A 23,302-nucleotide genomic window follows, 5' to 3' on the forward strand; every position below is an offset into this window, starting at 1 on the left:
CTTGAGTATTTATCGTGTGGGCGCGGCCGGCACTTCCGCCGTTTCAATCGCCTCGATCCATTGCTGCCGCGCGTGCTGGGCGTTCGCATACACGCCCTCGATGGCGGCGCCGTCGTTCGCGGCCAGGTGGGCGCGCAAGGTCGTCAACTGCGCCAGGTAGGCGTCCAGTTCGTGCAGCAGCGCCGGCTGGTTGGCCAGGCTGATGTCGCGCCACATTTCCGGCGATGAGCCGGCGATGCGCGTAAAGTCGCGAAAGCCGCTGGCCGCGTATTGGAACAACAGGCCCGCGTGCGGTTTGTTGGCGATGTCGTCGACCAGCGCAAAGGCCAGCAGATGCGGCAAATGGCTGACGGCGGCAAACACCTTGTCATGTTCTTCGGGGCTCAAGGTGTGCAGGATGGCGCCGCAGGCACGCCACGCGGCCGCCACGCGCTCGACGTCAGCCGCGGCGTTTTCCGCCAACGGCGTGAGCACCACCTTCTTGCCTTGATACAGGTCGATGACCGCGGCATCGGGACCATTCGTCTCGCGCCCCGCGATCGGGTGGCCGGGCACGAATTGCCCCACCTTGCCACCGAGCGCCGCGCGCGCGGCCGCCACCACGTCGCTCTTCGTGCTGCCCGCATCGGTGACGATGGTGCCCGGCTGCAGGTGCGGCGCGATGGATGCCAGGATGGCGCCCGTCTGCGCCACGGGCGCGGCCAGCAGCACCAGGTCGGCGCCATGCAAGGCCTGCGCCATGTCGCCGCCGATGGCGTCGATGATGCCCAGTTCGAGCGCGCGCGCCATCGACGCCGGCGAGCGGCCCATGCCGACAACCTTGGTCACCGCGCCCGCGTGTTTCAGGGCGCGCGCGAACGAGCCCCCGATCAGGCCTACGCCAAAGATAACTACCTTGTTCAGTGCAGGCGTCGTCATATCGTCAGGCCAGCGCTTTCGTCAGCGCGGCGATGAAGATGGCGTTTTCCTGCGGCAGGCCGATGGAAATGCGCAGCCATTGCGGCAAGCCATAGCTGCCGACGGGACGCACGATCACGCCCTGCTTCAGCAGCGCCAGGTTCACGCGCGCGCCCGCTTCATCGTCGTCGCCCACTTTCACCAGCACGAAATTGCCGTGCGACGGCACGTATTCCAGGCCCAGTTGCGCAAACGCTTCCGTGAACTGCTGGTAGCCGGCCGCGTTATTGCGCGCACTTTGCTCGAGGAAGGCCTTGTCGTTCAGGGCGGCAATCGCGGCGGCCTGCGCCAGCGAGTTGACGTTGAACGGCTGGCGGATGCGGTTCATCAGGTCCGTCAGCACCGGCTGGGCGATGGCAAAGCCGATGCGCAGGCCGGCCAGGCCGTAGGCCTTCGACAGGGTACGCGATACCACCAGGTTCGGATACTGGCGCACCCACGCCGTCGACTCGTACTGGTCGTCGGCCGACAGGAATTCGTTGTAGGCTTCGTCCAGCACGACGACGACATGCGCCGGCACTTTTTGCAGGAACGCTTCCAGCTGCGCGGCCGTCAGGAAGGTGCCGGTCGGGTTGTTCGGGTTGGCGATGAAGACCAGACGCGTGTCGTCGGCAATCGCCGCCGCCATCGCGTCCAGGTCATGGCCGTAGGCTTGCGCCGGCACGACGATGTGGCGCGCGCCCAGGCCTTGCGTGGCCAGCGCGTACACGGCGAACGAGTACTGCGAATACACGACGGATTGGCCATGCTGCACGAACGCGTGCGCGGCGATTTCCAGGATGTCGTTGCTGCCGTTGCCCAGGGTGATCCAGTCTGCCGGCACGTCGTAGCGCTTGGACAGCACGGCTTTCAAGTCGAAGCCGTTGGCGTCCGGATAGCGTCCCAGGTCGTCGATGGCGGCGATCATCGCCTGCTTCGCCGACTCCGGCATGCCGTACGGGTTTTCATTCGACGCCAGCTTGACGATGGCTGCCTCGTCGAGGCCGAATTCGCGCGCAACTTCCGCGATCGGCTTGCCGCTCTGGTAAGGGGCGATGGCGCGGACGTATTCTGGACCGATATTTTTAGACATGGTGTTCTTTAAAAGTTGGTGAATGATTAGGCTGGTGGCTGTTGTTGGGTTACGCTGCGCTAACCCAAGCTACAGCTTACCGTATGTCGGGTAGGTCGGATTAGCGGAGCGTAATCCGACACCACCACAGGCATCAATCGAAGTCACAGACTGACCGGATACGACCCCAGCACCTTGAAAAACGCCGCATTGCTCTGCAGCTCGGCCAGCGCCTGTGCGACGGCGGCATCGTGCACGTGGCCCTCCACGTCGACATAGAAATAATACTCCCAGCTGCCCATGCGCGCCGGGCGCGACTCGAAGCGCGTCATCGACACGCCGTGCTTGGCCAATGGCGCCAGCAACTGGTACACGGCGCCCGCCTTGTTCGGCACGGCCAATACCAGCGAGGTCTGGTCCTTGCCCGACGGCGCCGTCTGCAAGGTGCCGACGACGGCAAAGCGCGTGCGGTTGTGCGGGTCGTCCTGGATATGGCCCTTGACCACGCCCAGCTTGTACTGCGCACCGGCCAGTTCGCTGGCAATCGCGGCCACCGTGCCATCTTCGCCGGCCATGCGGGCCGCCTCGGCGTTCGAGGCCACGGCGTGGCGCGCCACGTGCGGATAATTCTGGTTCAGCCACACCTGACATTGGGCCAGCGCCTGAGAATGGGCGCAGATGGACGTGACGCCCTCCATGTTGCCGCTCTTCGTCATCAGGCTGTGGTGCACGGCGATCGCCACCTCGCCGCTGATGATGAGGCTAGTCTGCAGCATCATGTCCAGCGTGCGGTTGACGGCGCCTTCCGAGGAATTCTCGATCGGCACGACGCCGAAGTCCGCCGTGCCCGCCTCGGCGGAACGGAATACCTCGTCGATCGACGCGCACGGCAAGCCTTCGACGGCGCTGCCGAACTGCTGATACACGGCCTGTTCGCTGAAGGTGCCGGCAGGGCCCAGATACGCCACGGTGACCCTCTTTTCCAGCGAGCGGCAGGACGACATGATTTCGCGGAAGATGGTCTGCACTTCGCGGTCGCCCATAGGGCCGGGATTGCGCTCGGCCACGCCGCGCAGCACCTGCGCTTCGCGCTCGGGACGGAACACGGGCGCCTGCGTCTCGGCCTTCACGTGGCCCACCTGCTGGGCGATTTGCGCACGGCGGTTCAGCAGCTCGAGGATTTGCGCGTCGATCGCATCGATCTGTTCGCGCAGCGGTTTCAATTTATCGGTCATGGTGGTTTGTTTCGTCAGCTGTACTTCAATCATGGCCGCACGGCCTGCGCCGGCGGCGGGCCGGCGCGGTCGTCTAGGCGACTCAGCGTCCGGCAAACTCGTTCAAATAATTGACCAAGGCTTGCACGCCTTCGATCGGCATCGCGTTATAGATCGATGCACGCATGCCGCCGACGGACTTGTGGCCCTTCAGTTGCAGCAGGCCGCGCTGCTTGGCGCCGGCCAGGAATGCGTCGTTCAGACTTTCATCGCGCAGATAGAACGGGATGGTCATGCGCGAGCGGTATGCGGGCTCGACCCGGTTCTGGTAGAAGTCGTCCGCATCGAGCGCTGCGTACAGCAGAGCCGCTTTCTCAATATTACGCTGTTCCATGGCCGCAACGCCACCCTGGCGTTTGAGCCACTGGAAAACCAGGCCGGCGATATAGATGCCGTAGGTGGGCGGCGTGTTGTACATCGACTCATGTTCGGCCACGATGGTCCAGTCGAAAGCGGACGGGCAAATCGGCAGCGCCTTGCCCAGCAAGTCTTCGCGCACGATGACGAGGGTCAGGCCGGCCGGGCCGATATTTTTCTGCGCGCCGCCGAAGATGACGCCATATTGCGACACGTCGATCACGCGCGACAGGATGTGCGAGGACATGTCGGCCACGATGGTGGTCCCTGCCGGCACGTTCGGCGCCTGCTGGAATTCCACGCCGTCGATGGTTTCATTGGTGCAGATGTGCAGGTAGGCGGCGCCTGGCGTCAGCTTCCATTCGGAGACGGGCGGCACGCCCGTGAAATGGGCGGCCTTGGACGACGCGGCCACGTTGACGTTGGCGTACTTGGCCGCTTCCTGGATCGACTTGCCCGACCACGAACCCGTATGCACGAAGTCGACGGTGGCCGGCTGCTGCGCGGCCAGGCCCGCCAGGTTCATCGGGATGATGGCGTTTTCGCCCAAGCCACCGCCCTGCAGGAACAGGATCTTGTAGTTGTCGGGCACGGCCAGCAGTTCGCGCAGGTCGGCCACGGCCTGCTTGTAGATGGAGATGAATTCGGGACCACGGTGGCTCATTTCCATCACCGACATGCCACTGCCATGCCAGTCCTGCATCTCGGCGGCCGCTTGCGCCAGCACTTCCTTGGGCAAGACGGCGGGGCCGGCTGAAAAATTGTAGATATGGGTCACGATACGATCCTTGGCAAAAATGAAAATCTTATTGGGGCGACTGCGTGGCCGCCCGCATGACCTGGTCAAGTACGGCATTCACGCGGGGGATCAGCACGCGCTGGCTGATGGCCATCGATTCGGCAGACAGTTGCGGCATGGTGGCCAGCATCTTGCGGCCCAGCGGCGTCTTGTAGAAGGCCGTCAGCTGCTCGACTTCCTGCACCGTGTAAAAGCGCGCGTACAGGGGCACCATTTCGTCGCCCAGCTCGTCGATCAGGGTCGGGTCGGCCAGTACCTGCGTCAGGGTGGCGATGGCCAGGGGAATTTCTTCCTCGGCGCTGGCCAGCGCGCGCGCCTTGCGCTGTTCGTCCAGTTTCGGGTTGCTGTTGATTTGCTGCTGCGCCGACTGGCGGATCATCGCGGGCACCGATTGCAGCATCTGATCGAAGATGCTGCGCGTCAGTTGCGGGAACTGCATCGCGTCGAGCATGCGCCGCACGGCCACTTTCATGGCGGGGCTGGGCGCAGCCTGGCGCGCCGGCGTGGCTTGCGTGCTCTGGGCCAGGGCAGGCAGGGTCGCGAGGAAGGCCAGCGAAAACGCGGCGAAGAAGGTGGCGACGATTTTTCTCATGGCATGCGGGGTCTTGAATGACTGGTAAAAGGGTGGCGGCCGGAAGGCCTGTCGGCTTACGCCCGACGGGCTAAGCCGACCTACGCAATTCTGCTGGCGGCATAAGCACGCGCCAATAGCAATTGGGGCTCCCGAAAGAGCCCCAATCATCTTACTCCGGCTGTGCCGGATCGACAGGATCGGCTGGTTCAGCCGCCGCCGGCGCAGGCGCGGCGTCCGCCTCCGTCGTCAGCTCGACTTCGTCGATATCCGTTTCCACCACGCGCTGCAGGCCGGACAGCTTGGTGCCGTCCTCCACGGCGATCAGGGTCACGCCCTGCGTCGCGCGGCCCATCTCGCGAATTTCCGACACGCGGGTGCGGATCAATACGCCACCGGTGGTGATCAGCATGATTTCATCGCTGGTATCGACCAGGGTCGCGGCAACCACTTTACCGTTGCGCTCACTGGTCTGGATGGCAATCATGCCTTTCGTGCCACGGCCATGGCGCGTGTACTCGGTGATCGGCGTACGCTTGCCGTAACCGTTTTCCGTTGCCGTCAGCACCGACTGCTGCTCGTTCTCGGCCACCAGCAGGGCGATCACGTGCTGGCCTTCTTCCAGGTTCATGCCGCGCACGCCGCGCGCCGTACGGCCCATCGGACGCACATCGTTTTCGTCGAAGCGCACTGCCTTGCCCGAATCGGAGAACAGCATCACGTCGTGCTGGCCGTCGGTCAGCGCCGCGCCGATCAGGAAGTCGCCGTCGTCCAGGTCGACCGCGATGATGCCGGCCTTGCGTGGATTGCTGAAGTCCTTCAGCGGCGTCTTCTTGACGGTGCCCAGGCTGGTCGACATGAAGACGTAATGGTCTTCCGGGAACGTGCGGTTCTCGCCCGACAGCGGCAGGATCACGGTGATCTTTTCGTTGTCCTGCAGCGGGAACATGTTGACGATCGGCTTGCCGCGCGAATTGCGCGAGCCTTGCGGCACTTCCCACACCTTCAGCCAGTACATGCGGCCACGATCCGAGAAGCACAGGATGTAGTCGTGCGTATTGGCGATGAACAGCTGGTCGATCCAGTCTTCCTCTTTCGTCGCCATCGCCTGCTTGCCGCGGCCGCCGCGCTTCTGCGCGCGGTATTCGGTGATCGGCTGGGCCTTCATGTAGCCGGTGTGCGACAGGGTCACGACCATGTCCTGCGGTGTGATCAGATCTTCCGTTTCCAGGTCGGTCGCATTCAACTCGATCTGCGAGCGGCGCACGTCCTTGTTGCCTGCGCCGTATTCGTTCTTCGCGGCCGTCATTTCATCGGTGATGATGACGGTGACGCGTTCCGGCTTGGCCAGGATGTCGAGCAAGTCGGCGATATGTTCCATCACGTCCTTGTACTCGTTGACGATCTTGTCCTGTTCCAGGCCGGTCAGGCGCTGCAGGCGCATCTGCAAAATTTCCTGCGCCTGGTCGTCCGACAGCTTGTACAGGCCATCCGTCTGCATGCCGTAGTGCTTCGGCAGGTTTTCCGGACGGTAGGCGTCCACGCCGCCCGGCGTCGTGCCGTCGCCCGTGCGGGCCAGCATTTCGCGCACGACGGACGAATCCCAGGCCTTGGCCATCAGCTCGACCTTGGCGATCGGCGGCGTCGGCGCGGCCTTGATGATGGCGATGAAGTCATCGATGTTGGCCAGCGCGACCGCCAGGCCTTCGAGCACGTGGCCGCGTTCGCGCGCCTTGCGCAGTTCGAACACGGTACGGCGCGTGACCACTTCGCGGCGGTGCGACAGGAAGCATTGCAGCATCTGCTTGAGGTTCAGCAGCTTGGGCTGGCCATCGACCAGAGCCACCATGTTCATGCCGAAGGTGTCTTGCAACTGGGTCTGCTTGTACAGGTTGTTCAGCACCACTTCCGGCACTTCGCCCCGTTTCAGCTCGATCACCACGCGCATGCCCGACTTGTCGGATTCGTCGCGGATGTCGGAAATGCCGTCGAGCTTCTTGTCGCGCACGTTTTCAGCGATGCGTTCCAGCAAGGATTTCTTGTTGACCTGGAATGGCAGCTCGTCGACGATGATGGCGATACGGCCGCCATCCTTGCCGTATTCTTCGAAGTGGGTCTTGGCGCGCATGACGACGCGGCCACGGCCCGTGCGGTAGCCGTCGCGCACGCCGGACACGCCATAGATGATGCCAGCCGTCGGGAAGTCCGGCGCCGGGATCAGCTCGATCAATTCATCGATCGTGCACTCGGGATTGCGCAGCACGTGCAGCGCACCGTCGATGACTTCGGTGATGTTGTGTGGCGGAATGTTCGTCGCCATGCCGACCGCGATACCGGACGAGCCATTGATCAGCAAATTCGGGATACGCGTCGGCAAGACCGTCGGTTCCTTTTCCTTGCCATCGTAGTTGGGCTGGAAGTCGACGGTGTCCTTGTCGATATCGGCCAGCAGCTCGCTGGCGATCTTGTCCAGGCGGCACTCGGTGTAACGCATTGCCGCGGCGCCGTCGCCGTCGACGGAACCGAAGTTGCCCTGGCCATCGACGAGCATGTAGCGCAGCGAAAAATCTTGCGCCATGCGCACCAGTGTGTCGTAGATCGAGGCATCGCCGTGGGGATGGTATTTACCCATGGTTTCGCCGACCACGCGGGCGCACTTGACGTAAGGGCGGTTCCACACGTTATTCATTTCATGCATCGCGAACAAGACGCGGCGGTGCACTGGCTTCAAGCCATCGCGCGCATCGGGCAAGGCGCGACCGACGATCACGCTCATGGCGTAATCGAGGTAGCTCTTGCGCATCTCTTCTTCGAGGGAAATAGGAATTGTTTCTTTTGCGAATTGATCCATTGGCGGTTCGACTGATCTCAGGCTGTGGTTAACTTATCTGTTACGCAATGTATGACGCAATACTGCATATCCTGGGTGGCTGTCGTCGTGGACGCCGTGCCGCGCGCTGCTGGCGTGGCCCGGTTTCCATGTCGCAGAGTGCCTGAACAAATCGGCGGGCTGGCGGCGCAGCCAGTACGGGTACCGCAAGGGTACGTGCTGGCCGTGCAGTGCCGCCGTGGGCATTTGCTCGACACTCTTAACAGTCAAGCGCACGATTTTAGCATGCGCGCCCAGCTACCTGTACAAATTGGCCATACCGGCAAGATTGGCAGTTTGCATCGGAGCCGTGCATGTTGCCCTGTCGATAATGCACAATGGCAATGTCAGTTCAAGACACCTGCCCTTAAAAGAGGCAAAAAAAAGCGATCAATTGTTACAGATGCGTTACAAATGGGCATTTTCGTTGCGCAAAAACAACGCACGGTCTAAAATCGGGCAAGCTTTGATTTAACCACGGTCGTGTGCCCCTGATGCGTGTGGCAAAATGACTGGGAAGTTAATTGCTAGTTTCGCAATCTGAAACGAGCGCATATGGTCTACATGATAAAATCTTGGCACGTAGCACCAGTAGCGCAGTGTTGTTCTGCGGATATCACCCCCCGAAAGGAAAAAAGAATGAATAAATTTGTAACGCTGTTTTTCGCTGCATCCGCAGTGATTGCTGGCTCGGCTTCGGCCCAAACCCCAACCTCCCCACCATTCGCGCCAGTTACCACTGACATCAAAGCACCAAGCCCAAAAAGCGCTTATGTGCAAGATGCTCGCGGCGTAATCGTGCGTGACCCATTCGGCCTGTGCTGGCGTACCGGCTACTGGACACCTGCTGACGCGGTGCCAGGTTGCGACGTACCACTGTGCGTAGAGCCAGAAACCCTGCAAGACGGCAAATGCGTGGCTCCTCCAGCACCAGTCGTACCAGCTCCAGCACCAGCACCAGTCGTGCCAGTGCCAGTCGTAGTTGCTCCTACCTCGGAAAAAGTCAGCTTCGCTGCTGATGCATTCTTCGATTTCGACAAAGCTACGCTGAAGCCAGAAGGCAAGTCCAAGCTGGACGAGCTGGCCGCACAACTGGGTGGCATCAACCTGGAAGTCATCATCGCTGTGGGTCACACCGACTCCGTCGGCACCGATGCTTACAACCAAAAACTGTCGGTACGTCGTGCTGATGCTGTCAAAGCCTACCTGGTCAACAAAGGCGTTGAAAGCAACCGCGTGTACACCGAAGGCAAAGGCGAAAAACAACCTGTTGCTGATAACAAAACTGCCGAAGGCCGTGCGAAAAACCGTCGCGTGGAAATCGAAGTTGTTGGTACCCGCAACAAGTAATTGCTGAACCCCTGGACTTGCCGCAAGTCATCGCGCAAGTCAAGAACAGCATGAAAAACCCCGCTACGGCGGGGTTTTTTTTCGTCCGTGGCTGCCCAATTGTAAAATTGCCGCTATTATTCGACCTATGAACGCCGACCCTCTCGAAATCCAAAAATTCAGTGAGCTGGCCCACCGCTGGTGGGACCCCACTTCCGAGTTTCGTCCCCTGCACGAAATTAACCCCCTGCGCCTGGAATGGATCAACGCGAAAGTGCCGCTGGCCGGCAAGCGCGTGATCGACATCGGCTGCGGCGGCGGCATCCTGGCCGAATCGATGGCCCGCAAGGGTGCCGACGTGACGGGCATCGACCTGTCCGACAAGGCCTTGAAAGTTGCCGACCTGCACAGCCTGGAATCAGGCGCCAAGGTACGCTACAAGCTGATCGCCGCAGAAGCCATGGCCGAGGAAGAGCCGGGCCAGTACGACGTCGTGACGTGCATGGAAATGCTCGAGCACGTGCCGGACCCCGCCGCCATCGTCAAGGCTTGCGCCGCGCTGGTCAAACCGGGCGGCCACGTCTTCCTGTCGACCCTGAACCGCAACCCGAAAGCGTATCTGTTCGCCATCCTGGGCGCCGAATACCTGCTGCGTTTGTTGCCGAAAGGCACGCACGACTATGACAAATTCATCACCCCGGCCGAGCTGTCGCAATACCTGCGCAGCGCCGGCCTGGACGTTAACAGCATGCGCGGCATGGGCTACAATCCGCTGACCAAGATTTACTCACTTAATAGCGATACGAGCGTCAATTACCTGGTGGCCTGCACCCGGCCGCTGTAACCATCACGCACAATACAAGGCGGCTGCGGCCGCCATTTTTCATTCCCACTTGACACACTTTGCCCGCCATGATCACTGACCATCTGCCAGCCCCGCGCGCCATTCTGTTCGACCTCGACGGCACCCTGGCCGACACCGCGCCCGACCTGGCAGCGGCCATCAACCTGCTGCGCGCGCGCGCCGGCCTGGCGCCGACCCCGTATGACATCCTGCGTCCCACGGCCTCGGCCGGCGCGCGCGGCATGATAGGCGCGTCGTATGGAATAGCTCCTGGCGAAAGCGGCTACGAAGCCCTGAAAGACGGCTTCCTGAACAATTACGAAGCGGCCCTGGCCGTGGAAAGCCGTTTATTTGACGGCATCCCCGCCATGCTGGAAGGCCTGCAAGCTCTGGGCCTGGCCTGGGGCGTGGTCACCAACAAGGCCGCCCGCTTCACCGACCCGCTGGTCGGCCAGATCGGCCTGGGCGCCGCCGGCTGCGTGATATCGGGCGACACCATGCCCCACCCGAAACCGCACCCCGCCCCCCTGCTGGAAGCGGCCCGCCGCCTGAACCTGGCGCCGGAAAACTGCTGGTACGTGGGCGACGACCTGCGCGACATCCAGGCCGGCCGCGCCGCCGGCATGCGCACGGTCGCATGCGCCTGGGGCTACTGCGGCGCCGTCGAGCCGCAGCACTGGAACGCCGACCATTTGCTCGATACGCCACTGGCCTTGCTGGAGCTGGTGACTGGCGTGGTGAAGGCGGCGCAGGAGCGGCAGTTGGCGGCCTGAGGAGCAGCACTTTCCGCAGTGGAAAGCTGGGGTCTGACCCGGCGGGTCAGACCCCTTACGTCTATGGCGCGAATGCACCATGCAAGAGTGGGCAGATTGCGCTACACAGAAGCTTCTGTGGGGACGACCTGGTTTCGACGTGGGTTGCAAAGCAACGCAGGGAATACCGAGGACGGGCTACCTCGCAAATACACCCAGAAAAAACTTAACTGCAAACGATAACTAGTACGCACTGGCAGCTTGATCGCTGTTAGCTCTAGAACACCTCGTCCCTGGGGTGGGCCGTCAAAAGCTCCAGAGTCACCACAGGGCTCGTCTGATGCTGGGTTATTTGGTGTCCGACTAAATAATAGGTAACTCGCTTGCCCATAACCTGCACATCCGTACTGGCTGAGTCAAATTAAATGATCGTGCCAAGTATGTGGAACTGTCTGTAGAGTGCTTGCGGACGCGGGGGTTGTGCGGGACTTCGGCGGGCACAGCCCGGCGCCGCACAACCGGCTTGTGCCTGCCAGCACAAGCCCCTCCAATTCGTCTGGCTCAAGCGATTCAAAGCTGCCTCGCTCCTTACCGCGAATGCATCATGCAAGAGTGGGCAGATTGCGCTACAATGAAGGTTCTGTGGGGACGACCTGGTTTCGACGTGGGTTGCAAAGCAGCGCAGGGCATACCGAGGGCGGGCTACCTCGTAAATACAACCTGAAAAAACTTAACTGCAAACGATAACTCGTACGCACTGGCAGCTTAATCGCTGTTAGCTCTAGAACACCTCGTCCCTGGGGTGGGCCGTCAAAAGCTCTAGAGTCATTTACAGGGACTCGTCGTATGCTGGGTTACTTAGCGTCCGACTAAATAATAGGTAACTCGCTTGCCCATAACGTGCACATCCGTGCTGGCTGAGTTAAATTAAATGATAGTGCTAAGTATGTAGAACTGTCTGTAGAGTGCTTGCGGACGCGGGTTCGATTCCCGCCGTCTCCACCACTGAATAAATAAAAAGGGCTTCCCCGTTTTGGTGGGGAGGCCCTTTTTATTTATTCCATGCATGCAGAACGCGAGCGTCGCATCCGCGTCCGGTACGGGCGCGGGGGTTTTGCGGGGCCTTCGGCGAGCGCAGCTCGACGCCGCAAAACCGGGTTGCGCTTGCAAGCGCAACCCTCTTCGATTCTTCTGACTAGGTTTTGCGTCGCAGGCGGTTTTTCCTAACGACAACATCAGTCGCTCAGGTCGTGTACCAATGGCGGATCGGACTTCTCGTTCCGCTGTTCACCGTACGACTCCGCCCACAGAGTCCCAACGAAATGATGCAATTTACAATATCATTGCATCTCCATTTCTGACCAAACCGAAAGAATATGATTAATATCCGTGAAGCTGAAATCGCAGACCTGCGCGTTCTACAGGAAATCGGCTGCCAGACCTACCGTGAGCATTTTTCGGATATTTGGTCCGCTACCGGAATATTGGATTTTCTGGACCAAGATTTTTCTCCCAGCACGCTTGAAGATTCGCTGGCTTCATTGACACAAGTCTGGCTTGTCGCTTCCGATGAAAGCGGAAAAGTCGTCGGCTTCGCCAAGGTCAACTTGTCGAAACCGGCGCCTATCAGCGGCGAAGTGGGCCTGGAGCTGCAGAAGATATACTTCCTCAAATCCGAGGCAGGACGCGGTTATGGGAAGCAGCTCTTGAGCTACATTCATGATCTGGCGGTGGAGCGCAAAGAGAGCCTGATATGGTTAGATGTGCTCAAAACAAACTTAAATGCTCGCCGCTTCTACGCAAAACAGGGTTTTAAAGAGCGGGGCGAAATCCCCTTCCAAACAGACAAAGTTGCCATTGGCATGGTGGTGATGGTATGCCAGCTTCCAATGGAGTGACGCCTCAGCTCACGTTCACTACGTACCGGTATGAGCATCAACAAACCTGCGCACAGGAAAAGAGAAGTGTCGGCGACCAGGATCAGTTCCGCCATTTCCGCAAGACCTCAGCCTTTTGACAACGTCTTCACAGGTGCCGGCCTCTGGTCTCACGCTCGGACACGATCTCGGCACTCAAGAATCATTCCTGCGACATGAGTTGCTGAATAGCCCTCCGATACTTCTCCCCCCTCTCCAAATCCTTCTCCGTCGGCCTATCTATCCTCGACAAATCGCTATTCTCAGCCAGATCAGCCAGCTTGACGGCCTTGCCTACCGGATTCAACGCCGCGCGGGCGATGAACGCCTCATACGACTCGCCTTCGACCTTGGTCACGGCGCGCATGCCGTCGATGACTTCCTGGGAAAATCCTTCGCGCGCCAGGTCGTCGAAGGTGACTTTGCCGTCGCTGTCCTCCACCACGTCATGCAGCACGGCGACTATCTGCTGGGCGCCGGGGGCGACGCGCAGCATGACGCGCAAGGGGTGGAGGATGTACGGCGCGCCGCCCTTGTCCGTCTGGCCGGCATGCGTGGCGGCGGCGATTTCAATCGCGCGCTCGAGGGTGCCGCGTCGTGCATTTTCAGTCATCTTCACTCCACGTTGATTGACGTTCCCGTTGCGCGCCAGCCGCGGCGCTGCAAATGGCAAACGCTGGTGCACAGCAAGGCTGGCAGCAGTAAATTAAGAACCGGGACGAGCATCAGCAAGCACAACAGCAGTCCCAGGGCGAAAATCGCCGGACGCTGTCCGCGGCGCAAGGCCGCTTGCTGTTCCGCGCCGAGCACCTCTTCGGCCGCCGCGCCGTAGACCATCTGGACGTTCCAGGCCAGCAAGTACGAAATCAGCACGCACATGGCCCACACGGGAATCAGGAGGGAAAGCAGCAGCAGCAGGCCACGCCGCCAGGCGGGGCGCGCGGCGGATGCATCCAGGCCGGCCGGCGGCGCCCACGCGACATAGCGCCGCGCCACCACCACCTTGGCGCGCTCCAGCAACAGCCAGCGCAGCGGCAGGCGCGCCGTGCCGATGGCGCCGACGATAAAGACCATGACATAGAAAAAAGCAGCCAGCGCCAGCAATGCCAGGGCGATCTGGCCGATCGACAGCATGGCCTTGACAGCGCTGCCCAGGCCGCCAGCGATATTGCCCATCTGCGACACCGTGGCAGGCCCGTTGGCCAGCGCCCCGACGCCATCCATCACACCCAGGCCCAGCAAGCCGGTGACGGACACCAGCGCCAGCATGGCGCTCAGCTCGACAAAAAAACGGCCAAAGTAGCTATACAGTCCCAGCCACAGCGCCACGACCGCCATGCACCACAGCGCGGAACGCCACCACAGGCCCGCATGACGCGCATCGCGCAGGCCCAGGCCGACGCACGTGAAGGCTTCCCGCCAGGCCCGCAGCCAGGTTTGCAATGTTGGTGTCACGCTAGTGCGTACTCCGCAGTGAAGGGGCGGATACGTCGATCCGGATGTTGCCGATTGTACATGGACAAGGCTGGCGCACGCGCCGCACAGGACGCAGCGCAAAGCCGCACCCGCCCATCCATCTTCAAAAATGGCTATCGAAACGCAAAGGCAGTCGCGGCCTGCTCGGCGGCAATTTCACTAGACGATTCATAACAGACCTGATTTCTCCCCAATGCCTTGGCCTTGTACAGTGCAGTGTCAGCCAGTTCAACCAGTTCGACCGCCTGGTTTTCAAGGTGCTTCGGCATAAATGCCGCCACGCCGACGCTGGCCGTCACCACGCCGAGGGCATTGCCGCTATGCTCGATTCCCAGCGATTGCACGGCCTGGCGGACGCCTTCCGCCACCGCCAATGCGCCCGGCAACTCCGTTCCTGGCAATAAAATGACCATTTCCTCGCCGCCGTAGCGCGCCGCAAGGTCGCCCGGCCTGCGCATGCTGTAGCCGACCACTTTGCCGATTTTTCTCAGGCACTCGTCGCCAGCCACATGGCCATAGATATCGTTGTATTGCTTGAAGAAATCGACATCGATCAACACCAGCCCAAGTGAGCTGTCTTCACGCTGCGCACGGCTGAACTCGGCAAGCAGCGACTGGTCGAAGTGGCGCCGGTTCGCCAGCCCCGTCAATCCATCCTGGCTGGCAAGGCGGGCCAGGGTTTCATTGATCATTTCCAGTTCATTGCGCGCCTCGACCAGTCCCGCCTCGCTCTTGACCCGCAAATCGATCTGCCGCACCACGCGGTATCCGATGAAGGCAATCAGCAGCACCAGCACGCCACCCACCGCGTTTTGCATCACCGTATCGAGCCGCCACGCAGCGAGCACTTCATCCTGCGACAGCGCGGCGGAGACCACCAGCGGGTATTCCTCGACTCTTCGATAGCTATTGATACGCGTCACACCATCGACTCGCGACCGGATCACGGCCGTCCCGACAGGACCTTTGGGCAAATAATCATGAAATACGGGAAATTGCGACAGATCGCGTCCCAGCAAACTTTCGTCGAACGGCCGTCTCAATAAAAGAATGCCCTGTCCATTCGCAATGAAAATGGCGCCTTTTTCACCTATCGAAAAGCGTTCATAAAAGAGCCTGAAATAATTCATATCGATGGTCGCCAGCGCCACGCCGCCGAAGCTGCCGTCAGGCATATTGATCCGCCGCGACACGGTGACTATCCAGCCGCCCGTCGATTTGCTGCGCACGGGAGGGCCGACATACGGGCCTCGATCAGCATGCGTTCGATGGTAGTTGAAGTAATCCCGGTCGGCAATATTCAGATTGCTCAACAGCGTTTTCTGAGAATTCACGAGCCAGCTGCCATCGCTGGCATAAATGAAGATGCCGTGCAGCTGGCGCAGCTCGGCGACACGGTTCACCAGCAACTTGTGCATACGGGCCAGTTCAGGATCGGAAACACCGTCTGTTTCCACCCGCTCCACCAATCCGACCAGCACCGTATCGGCTTCCTTGATGGTGTCATAGGCATGCTGGGCAACAGCTTGCGCCAGGTTAGCGCTTTCGCGCCCCGCTTCATCGAGTTGCACTTCGCGTGCACGCAAGGTCATCCATAGCTGGATCGCCAGCAGCGACAGGCACACCAGCACGACAAATGAGATGGTCAGCGGCAGCAAGGAAAAGCCACGAAAGCCAGCTCCCAGCAATCGTGGCGGCAAGCTGCGTGACCTGGCCATGGCGGCACTCCCGGATTTATATCCGGCAAAGTGTGCACCAAATAGGCGGCAACATACTCACACATCGTCACAAAAACGATATAAAAAAGTTACCACCATGGCGTTGATGAATCCGGTTCGTGTTCGCCACAGTTTGCGACACCGCAATTCCCGATGGAAAGAAATACGAAACAATGCCAACTCCCCCACCGTTGCGCGTAGCGGAGTTGACCATGCTTGCAGTTCAGCCCAGGGATAAGCGCGGGTTTTTTATATTGCCGCAAGCTCCGGAAGATGCCGGGTACTACGTCTATGGCAATCTGCACCGGATGCCAAATTCCGGCCATATGGCCCAATATGCGCACCCCAGCTTGCTATCCCTGATCTTTTACACCGAACGTGAATGGCAGGCAATTGATGATAGGAAATTTGGTATCGGGAATATCAGCATCGCCGAAGGATTAGCGTACGACAAGCATGTCAGCCACAGAAAAGGCATTGAAATGGATTTACGCCCCTTGCGGAAGGACAAACTGCAAGGCCAGTCCGCACGCGTGTCGCGCTTTGATAGCGTGTATGACCGGAGCGCTACTATCAAATTGATACAGCTGTTTCTGCGGCATCCAATGGTCACCAAGGTCTTCTTTAACGATGAAGAGATACAAAAGACGATCGGTGGCGGGCGCGTGCGGTCTCTGAAAGGACACGACGACCATCTTCATATTGAAATCAGGGAGCATGGATGACTACTCAGCTTGCATGCTGCGCCATGGCGCTCGCTCTATTCTCAACGGCACACGCGGCCGACAAACAGCGGGCGTGGACTGGCGAACCAAGGCCCTTGCGTGGTGACTATCAGATCTACGGCGGAACGCTGTCCGAAATGCTGCCACCCACGCGAAACGACCGGAAAGTGGCAATCATGGTCAAAGGGGAATTGGCAAGGGAACTGTTTGCTCAGCTCGGCCCCGATATAAAACAGGAACAGGCGTGCAGTTCCTCGGCTGACTACCGTGAGCGGCGCAGGGGAGATATTACCTGCGTTCATACAAAAGGGGCGGCATACCAATGCTATTTCGGACTCGACCTGCGTACGGGAAAAGGGATGTATGGAGCAATCTGCTAGCCTGGGCGCTGCCTGGCACAGCTACAACCAGGGCCCTCCTCCTTGTACCGGCGCACATCCAGCCGAATTCTTCCGCCTGAGCGACTCTACCTGCATATGACACCCAGAGCAGAACCCAATCCCCCATCCCTCAGCTCAACAGCGTACACTGGCTCCTCTTCCATCAACGCATTGGTCCACCGTGAAACTATCACGCTTTATTACCGGCCATCTGGAGCCGATCCTGGAAGAGTGGGAACTCTTCGCCAGGTCGCTGCCCATTCCGGGGGCCGCCATCTCGAAAGCGGAATTGCGCGATCATGCCAAGCAGATGCTGCAAACCATCGTGCGCGACATGGATGTCATCGAGAACGCGGCGCAGCGAAAAAAGAAATCGACCACGGGCGTATCGGAAATAACGGGCAAGGAAACGGCCGCCGCCACGCACGGCTCGCTGCGCCAGCAGATCGGCTTCACGCTGCCGCAGCTGACGGCGGAATTTCGCGCGATGCGGGCCAGCGTACTGCGGCTGTGGATGGCACAGGTGTCGGTGACGTCGAAAACGGCAACGGACGACATCTTGCGCTTCAATGAAGCGATAGACCAGGCGCTGCAGGAATCGGCCATACGCTACTCGCAGCAGAGCGACCGCACCCGCAATACCTTTCTCGCCATCCTCAGCCACGATCTGCGCAGTCCGCTGAGCACGATGACGATGGCCGGTGCGCTGCTGAGCAGGCCGAGCGCGACCTCCGCTTCCACGGTGCAGATCGGTGCGCGGGTTGCCCGCAGCGCGGCCACCATGACAACCATGGTCAACGATCTGCTGGAGTTCGCCAGGACGCAGCTGGGAGGACACATGCCTATTTCACCCGCCTTGGGCGACCTGGGGGAAATCTGCAAGACATCCGTCGAGGATGCCTCGGCCGCTCACCCGCAATGCAAGTTCGAACTGAGTACTACGGGCGAGATGATCGGTGACTTCGATGCGGCCCGATTGGCCCAGCTGTTTTCAAATTTGCTCAACAATGCCGCGCAATACCGCACCAACGACCAGCCGGTGACCATCACGGCTTGCGGCGATGCCGATACGGCCGTGGTGCAAGTGAAGAATTTCGGCCGCCAGATCCCGGAAGCGTCGCTGAAGAGCATCTTCGATCCGCTGGTCCAGCTGGCCATTTCCGACGATCACAAGGCACCCAATGCCACCAGTATCGGCCTGGGCCTGTTTATCGCGCGTGAAATCGCCAGCGCGCACGGCGGCACCATCGGCGCCGAGTCCAGCCTGGAAAGCGGCACGATATTTACCGTGCGCCTGCCCAGGGTATCGCTAAGCGGCGAGGGAAACGGCGGCTAAGGACTATCCCGGCAGATATCTGCATCCCCTGCCGGGACGGGCTCGTCCTACCTGCGGCTGAGCGGCACATACTCGCCCGGCAAGCTGGCCGCTTCCAGCGCATCGGCAAAGGCCAGCAGGAATTTCGCCGGGCCATGCTCGGACACGAGCAGGGAGGCGCCCTTGTGGCGCAGCAGTTTCAGTACTTCCTGCTGGTGCGCCTGGTATTCGCTGGAGTGGCCATAAAACGTTTGATACATCTCCAGCGTTTCCATGGCCTTGGCGGCCAGGATGAATTCGGGTTTGTCCATGATGTCTCCTCGTTGTCATTACTGCCAAAACCACGAAAAAAACCAGCAAGACGTGTAGCCGGCATCGGTCACACTGCCTTGCGGCAACCACATCTGTATTTCCATCATACGCCTCAACCCGGCCATTGCGCTGTCCTGTCGCGCATCTTTTTCCATTCCGCCCGTCCGGCGTCAATTGCCGCTCGTTCACCTTACAGATACCGCGCGCGCGTGGCATCATGTGCGGTGCCCATCGACAACTGACACCCATGACCACCCATTTATCGCTGCACTGCTATCTGCAAAACGCGCCGTCCGAACGCCCGCAACGCTGTTCCGACGTGACCATCCAGGCCGATCCGGCCACCCTGCGCGCCATCGCCCGCTTCCTGCTGGCCAGCGCAGACACCTTCGATCAGGCGCAAGAGCGCGCCGGCATGCACGCCCATCTGCAAGACGAATGGGACGGCTGGCAAGACGACTTCCCCGACCTCGTCGTGGTGGCAGCCTAGCCAGGCGCCCCGGCTGGCGCGCGTCGGGTAACATACGCCACCTTTGCCATACAGAGAACACCGATGCACCATACCCGATACGCCCTGCCGTCGCTGCGCACGGCCGTGCTGGCCGCCGCGCTGGCCAGCCTGTCCGCCTGCGCCAGCCAGCCCGCGCACGAGGCGCTGTTCCTCGCCACCACGCTCACGCCCGCGCATTCCTTTACCAAGGGCATCGAAGGCCCGGCCGTGGATGCGGATGGCAATATCTATGCCGTCAACTTTGCGCGCCAGCAAACCATCGGCAAGGTCAGTCCCGGCGGCACTGGCGAGGTGTACCTGACCCTGCCCGGCACCAGCATCGCCAACGGCATCCGCTTCGGCAGCCGTGGGCAGATGTATTTGGCCGACTACATGGAACACACGATCTACCTGGTCGACCCGGCCACGCGCGCGCTCACCATCCACGCGCGCGAGCCGCGCATGGCGCAGCCGAACGACATCGCCATCACGGCCGACGACGTGCTGTATGCGAGCGACCCGAACTGGAAGGAAAACACGGGCCGCGTGTGGCGCATCGCGCAGGACGGCACGGTGACCCTGGCGCTCGACACCATGGGCACGGCCAACGGCATCGAAGTGAGCCCCGACGGCAAGATCTTGTATGTAAATGAAAGCGTGCAGCGCAATATCTGGATGTACGACATCGCCGCGGACGGCAGCCTGAGTGGCAAGCGATTGCTGATCAAGTTCGACGATTTCGGCATGGACGGCATGCGCGTGGACGTGGACGGCAACCTGTACGTGACGCGCTACGGCAAGGGCACGGTGGTGAAATTGTCGCCTCAGGGACGCATCCTGCGCGAAATCAGCGTACCCGGCGCCAAGCCCAGCAACATCACCTTCGGCGGCCCCGATGGGCGTACGGCCTACGTGACGGAAGTGGTGCAGGGACGGCTGCTGCAATTTCGCGTCGACCGTCCGGGGCTGGAGTGGCAGCGGGCGCAGGAGCGGCGCAAGCCCGAATAGCATGTGAAGATGTCGGCTTACGCGCTTGCGCGCTAAGCCGACCTACGCACTACCACGATGGCCCGGTAGGTCGGCTTAGCCGGAACGGCGTAAGCCGACAACATAGTTGGCCGCAACCAGGTCAGCGGAGAATGACGCGCTCCGCCTTCAGCTTGTCGAACAGATTGAAGAAGGCATCCTGCGTATCCTGATAATCGAGGAAGCCCGCCTTGCGGCTTTTGCCCATGTCCGTCATCACTTCCATCGGCCGCCCCAGGTCGGCATCCGTATGCCACCAGGAAGCAAGGCGGCTCACATCCGCCTCCACCAGGCCATGCTGCTCGGCGATGGCGCGCCACTGCGCGGGGGCGTCCTGCATGCGGTCGGCCAGCGGCGCCATCGCCTCGGGCAGATCGGCCGCCTCGACGCCGAAATAAGCGGCCAGGCGCGGCCACAGCCACTTCCAACGGAACACGTCGCCATTGACGATATTGAAGTCTTCGTTGCGCGCGGCGAGGCTGTCGGCCGCCCACGCCAGGTGGCGTGCGATCTGCCCCGCGTCAGTCATGTCGGACAAGCCGTGCCATTGCGCGGGCGAACCGGGAAAGACGAAGGGCTGGCCGCCGACCTTGCACAGATTCGCATACACGGCCAGGGTCAGGCCCATGTTCATGGCATTGCCCAGCGCGTAGCCGATGATGGTGTGCGGGCGGTGCACGCTCCACGTAAAACCATACCGCGCGGCCGCGTCGAACAGCCGGTCTTCCTGCTCATAGTAAAAATTCTCGACCGCTTGCCGGCCCTGCTCTTCGCGGAACGGCGTGACGGGCACGCTGCCCTTGCCATAGGCGTCGAACGGTCCCAGGTAGTGTTTGAGGCCAGTGACCAGCGCCGCATGGCGCAAGTGGCTGGTGGAGCCCAGCGCGGCCAGCACATTGGCGACCATGGCGCCATTGACGCGGATGTTTTCCCGCTCGTTGGCCTGGCGTGCCCAGGCCGTGAAAAAGACGTGGCTGGCGTCCAGGCCAGCCAGGGCCGCGCTGACCGCCGCGCCATCCGTGGCGTCGAGCGACAGGGCCGCGCAACCGGCAGGCACGGGGGTGCGGCCGCGCGAGACGCCCGTCACCTGCCAGCCCTGCGCCAGCAAGTGCGTGGCCAGGTTGCTGCCGATAACGCCGCTGGCGCCGATAATCAATGCGTGCTTGTTCATGGATGCTCCAGTGCCTGTGTAAAAAGCCATGATATAGCGGACAGAAATTCTTATCCGCGATAGTATTTCACCTTATTCATGAAAAATATTCTGCAATCATGTCCGAACACTTGAAAGGCATCGCGACTTTTCTTGCCACCGCCGACGCCGGCAGTTTCACCAGGGCGGCCGAGAGACTGCACCTGAGCAGCTCGGCCGTGAGCAAGAGCGTGGCGCGCCTGGAAGCCCGCCTGGGCGTGATATTGTTCGAGCGCAGCACGCGGCGTTTGCAGTTGAGCAGCGCGGGGCATGCCTATTACGCCACCTGCAAGCGCGTGCTGCAGGAACTGGTCGAGGCGGAAAACGTGCTGGCCGAGCAGGATGGGGAACTGGCAGGCAAGGTGCGCATCGGCGTGCCCGCGTCGTATGGCCGCATGCGCGTGATGCCGGCGCTGATTGATCTGTGCGAAAAATTTCCGCAGCTGCAGCCGTCCATCAGCTTCAGCGACCGCTTTGCCGACCTGTTCGAAGAGCGCATCGATATCGCCGTGCGCATCGGCGCACCGGGCAGCTGGCCGCCAACGCTGGGGCAGATGCCCTTGGGCGAAGAGCGCCTGATCTTTTGCGCGGCGCCCGCCTATCTGGCGCGGCGCGGCACGCCGCTCGCCATCGCGGATCTCGATGGCCACGATTGCATCGCCTACGGCCGCGGCGACGGCACGGCGGCGCCGTGGTTGTTTGCCGGCGAGGACGGGGTGGAACGGCGGACAGTCAGTCCGCGCCTGACGGTGGGGGACGCCGAGGCGCAAACGGCCGCCGTGCTGGCCGGCCTGGGCATCGCGCAGCAGGCGACCTGGCTCGTGCACGAGCACCTGGCCAGCGGCGCCATCGTCGAAGTACTGCCGGCCTGCGCCACGCCAGGCTTGCCGCTGTCCCTCGCGTGGCCGCTGGCGCGCCAGCTGACCACCAAGACCGGCACGCTGCTCAATGAATTGAAGCAGCGCCTGACGATCAGCTGATACGCAATATGGAACTCAATACAAAACGTTCTTCGCTTCCGGCAGTTCCACATTGGCCTTGGTGACGATCACCACGCCCGTGTTGACGAACGGTGCGACCTTCTTGCCTTCGATCAGGCTGACGAGGGTTTTCACGCCCAGCGCGCCCATCGAGTAGGAACCCTGCACGGCGGTCGCATACAGGGTGCCGTCCTTGACGAAGTTTTTCAGGTCTTCATTGCCATCGAAGCCCACGGCGATCACCTTGCCGGCCTTGCCCGCCTGCGCGATGGCGCGCCCCATGCCCACGGCCGTTGGCTCATTGGCGCCGAAGATGCCCTTCAAGTCAGGGTTCGAGGCCAGCACGTCGGTCGTCTGGTTCAGCGCCGTGGCCATCTGCGACTGCGAGTAATACGTGCCGACGATCTGCAGCTGCGAGTTCTTTTCGATATAGCGCTTGAAGCCGCCCACCCTGCCCGTCTCGGAACCGGCGCCCGCCACGTACGACATCACGGCGATCTTGCCCGTCTTGCCGACCTGCGAAATGAGGGCCTTGGCGCTTTGCTCGCCGGCCGCTTCATTGTCGGTCGACAGGAAGGACTGGTAATAGCGCTTGCCGCTGTCGGCCACCAGCGAATCGATCAGCACGACGGGAATCTTCGCTTCCCACGCCTTCTTCAGGGCCGGCACCAGCGCGTCCGGGTCCGACGCGGCCAGTACGATGCCGGCCACCTTGCGCGTGACGGCGTTTTCCACCATGCTGACCTGGTCGGCGATCGCCGATTCCGAGGCCGGTCCCTGGAAGGTCAGGCTGTAGCCCTTGGCGTCTGCCGCGCTGGCCGTGGCGCCCTTTTTGACGTTTTGCCAGTAGTTGGAATTGGTCGTCTTGACGATCACGGCGATCTCGCCCGGGGCGGCGAAGGCGGCGCTGGAGCTCAGGGCAAATGCTGCGGTCAACAGACCCAGCGACATGGCTTTGATGGTTTTCATTGT

Annotated in this window: 22 protein-coding genes and 2 other RNA genes; 12 read left to right on the forward strand and 12 right to left on the reverse strand. The window is 61.2% G+C overall.

Translation table 11 applies throughout. The annotated features are described in order from the left end of the window. Positions 1-9: 9 nt before the first annotated feature. The 6 genes from V3C40_RS11045 to gyrA all read right to left on the reverse strand — a co-directional run bounded on the left by V3C40_RS11045 (position 10) and on the right by gyrA (position 7,860). Entirely contained in the window at positions 10-918 is a 909-nt protein-coding gene (locus V3C40_RS11045) for a prephenate dehydrogenase (protein WP_331777440.1), read from the reverse strand. A 4-nt stretch (positions 919-922) separates the two neighbouring features. Then, positions 923-2,029: a histidinol-phosphate transaminase gene (gene hisC / locus V3C40_RS11050; RefSeq protein ID WP_034751805.1), complete on the reverse strand. Its 1,107-nt coding sequence runs from the start codon at positions 2,027-2,029 to the stop codon at positions 923-925. A 143-nt stretch (positions 2,030-2,172) separates the two neighbouring features. After that, entirely contained in the window at positions 2,173-3,243 is a 1,071-nt protein-coding gene (gene pheA / locus V3C40_RS11055) for a prephenate dehydratase (RefSeq protein ID WP_034751850.1), read from the reverse strand. A gap of 82 nt (positions 3,244-3,325) precedes the next feature. Continuing rightward, positions 3,326-4,417, reverse strand: coding sequence for a 3-phosphoserine/phosphohydroxythreonine transaminase (serC, locus tag V3C40_RS11060; RefSeq protein WP_319992482.1), 1,092 nt, complete (start codon positions 4,415-4,417; stop codon positions 3,326-3,328). A 28-nt stretch (positions 4,418-4,445) separates the two neighbouring features. Then, entirely contained in the window at positions 4,446-5,030 is a 585-nt protein-coding gene (locus V3C40_RS11065; RefSeq protein WP_331777441.1) for a DUF2059 domain-containing protein, read from the reverse strand. A 151-nt stretch (positions 5,031-5,181) separates the two neighbouring features. After that, a complete protein-coding gene (gene gyrA / locus V3C40_RS11070) occupies positions 5,182-7,860 on the reverse strand; it encodes a DNA gyrase subunit A (RefSeq protein ID WP_128140252.1) in 2,679 nt (892 codons plus the stop codon). A 138-nt stretch (positions 7,861-7,998) separates the two neighbouring features. On the opposite strand from gyrA, the gene V3C40_RS11075 reads away from it, so the two are divergent. The 7 genes from V3C40_RS11075 to V3C40_RS11105 all read left to right on the forward strand — a co-directional run bounded on the left by V3C40_RS11075 (position 7,999) and on the right by V3C40_RS11105 (position 12,701). Next, a complete protein-coding gene (locus V3C40_RS11075; protein WP_331777442.1) occupies positions 7,999-8,331 on the forward strand; it encodes a hypothetical protein in 333 nt (110 codons plus the stop codon). Between the two features lie 186 nt (positions 8,332-8,517). Next, complete coding sequence (gene ompA, locus V3C40_RS11080; RefSeq protein WP_034751810.1) at positions 8,518-9,228, forward strand: outer membrane protein OmpA; 711 nt, start codon at positions 8,518-8,520, stop codon at positions 9,226-9,228. A 127-nt stretch (positions 9,229-9,355) separates the two neighbouring features. Next, positions 9,356-10,051 (forward strand): bifunctional 2-polyprenyl-6-hydroxyphenol methylase/3-demethylubiquinol 3-O-methyltransferase UbiG, encoded by a 696-nt coding sequence (gene ubiG / locus V3C40_RS11085; protein WP_034751812.1) that lies wholly within the window; start codon positions 9,356-9,358, stop codon positions 10,049-10,051. Positions 10,052-10,119: 68 nt separating this feature from the next. Continuing rightward, positions 10,120-10,824 carry an HAD family hydrolase gene (locus V3C40_RS11090; RefSeq protein WP_331777443.1) on the forward strand — a complete coding sequence of 235 codons (705 nt, stop codon included), beginning with the start codon at positions 10,120-10,122 and terminating at the stop codon, positions 10,822-10,824. A gap of 127 nt (positions 10,825-10,951) precedes the next feature. Further along, positions 10,952-11,278: a transfer-messenger RNA gene (gene ssrA, locus V3C40_RS11095) on the forward strand. A gap of 169 nt (positions 11,279-11,447) precedes the next feature. Beyond that, positions 11,448-11,808, forward strand: a transfer-messenger RNA (tmRNA) gene (gene ssrA, locus V3C40_RS11100). 371 nt (positions 11,809-12,179) lie between these two features. After that, entirely contained in the window at positions 12,180-12,701 is a 522-nt protein-coding gene (locus V3C40_RS11105; RefSeq protein ID WP_331777444.1) for a GNAT family N-acetyltransferase, read from the forward strand. 181 nt (positions 12,702-12,882) lie between these two features. On the opposite strand, the gene V3C40_RS11110 is transcribed toward V3C40_RS11105, so the two are convergent. From V3C40_RS11110 to V3C40_RS11120, 3 genes are all read right to left on the reverse strand, one after another. Next, positions 12,883-13,332, reverse strand: coding sequence for a GTP pyrophosphokinase (locus tag V3C40_RS11110; protein ID WP_331777445.1), 450 nt, complete (start codon positions 13,330-13,332; stop codon positions 12,883-12,885). Between the two features lie 2 nt (positions 13,333-13,334). Then, entirely contained in the window at positions 13,335-14,174 is an 840-nt protein-coding gene (locus V3C40_RS11115) for a hypothetical protein (RefSeq protein ID WP_331777446.1), read from the reverse strand. 134 nt (positions 14,175-14,308) lie between these two features. Next, the gene (locus V3C40_RS11120; protein WP_331777447.1) at positions 14,309-15,913 is read right to left on the reverse strand and encodes a GGDEF domain-containing protein; all 1,605 of its coding nucleotides are present in this window, start codon (positions 15,911-15,913) and stop codon (positions 14,309-14,311) included. A gap of 119 nt (positions 15,914-16,032) precedes the next feature. Between V3C40_RS11120 and V3C40_RS11125 the strand changes: the two genes are divergently transcribed. Continuing rightward, positions 16,033-16,638 carry a hypothetical protein gene (locus tag V3C40_RS11125; protein ID WP_331777448.1) on the forward strand — a complete coding sequence of 202 codons (606 nt, stop codon included), beginning with the start codon at positions 16,033-16,035 and terminating at the stop codon, positions 16,636-16,638. Between the two features lie 561 nt (positions 16,639-17,199). Beyond that, entirely contained in the window at positions 17,200-18,354 is a 1,155-nt protein-coding gene (locus V3C40_RS11130) for a sensor histidine kinase (protein ID WP_331777449.1), read from the forward strand. A gap of 47 nt (positions 18,355-18,401) precedes the next feature. Here the strand turns inward: V3C40_RS11130 and V3C40_RS11135 are convergent, their stop codons facing one another. Further along, complete coding sequence (locus tag V3C40_RS11135; protein ID WP_070303981.1) at positions 18,402-18,644, reverse strand: hypothetical protein; 243 nt, start codon at positions 18,642-18,644, stop codon at positions 18,402-18,404. A 248-nt stretch (positions 18,645-18,892) separates the two neighbouring features. Between V3C40_RS11135 and V3C40_RS11140 the strand changes: the two genes are divergently transcribed. Both V3C40_RS11140 and V3C40_RS11145 read left to right on the forward strand, forming a co-directional pair. Beyond that, on the forward strand, positions 18,893-19,135 hold the full coding sequence (locus V3C40_RS11140) for an Imm32 family immunity protein (protein WP_331777450.1): 243 nt from the start codon (positions 18,893-18,895) through the stop codon (positions 19,133-19,135). Positions 19,136-19,198: 63 nt separating this feature from the next. Then, positions 19,199-20,143: an SMP-30/gluconolactonase/LRE family protein gene (locus V3C40_RS11145; RefSeq protein ID WP_331777451.1), complete on the forward strand. Its 945-nt coding sequence runs from the start codon at positions 19,199-19,201 to the stop codon at positions 20,141-20,143. Between the two features lie 121 nt (positions 20,144-20,264). Here the strand turns inward: V3C40_RS11145 and V3C40_RS11150 are convergent, their stop codons facing one another. Further along, positions 20,265-21,332, reverse strand: coding sequence for an SDR family oxidoreductase (locus V3C40_RS11150; protein ID WP_331777452.1), 1,068 nt, complete (start codon positions 21,330-21,332; stop codon positions 20,265-20,267). A gap of 98 nt (positions 21,333-21,430) precedes the next feature. On the opposite strand from V3C40_RS11150, the gene V3C40_RS11155 reads away from it, so the two are divergent. Then, positions 21,431-22,330, forward strand: coding sequence for a LysR family transcriptional regulator (locus tag V3C40_RS11155; RefSeq protein ID WP_331777453.1), 900 nt, complete (start codon positions 21,431-21,433; stop codon positions 22,328-22,330). 15 nt (positions 22,331-22,345) lie between these two features. Here V3C40_RS11155 and V3C40_RS11160 read toward each other — a convergent pair whose 3' ends face one another. After that, positions 22,346-23,281: an ABC transporter substrate-binding protein gene (locus V3C40_RS11160; RefSeq protein ID WP_070304000.1), complete on the reverse strand. Its 936-nt coding sequence runs from the start codon at positions 23,279-23,281 to the stop codon at positions 22,346-22,348. Positions 23,282-23,302 lie beyond the last annotated feature (21 nt).

The sequence above is a fragment of the Janthinobacterium sp. LS2A genome (assembly GCF_036543145.1).
In the GTDB taxonomy this organism is placed as follows: domain Bacteria; phylum Pseudomonadota; class Gammaproteobacteria; order Burkholderiales; family Burkholderiaceae_D; genus Janthinobacterium; species Janthinobacterium aestuarii.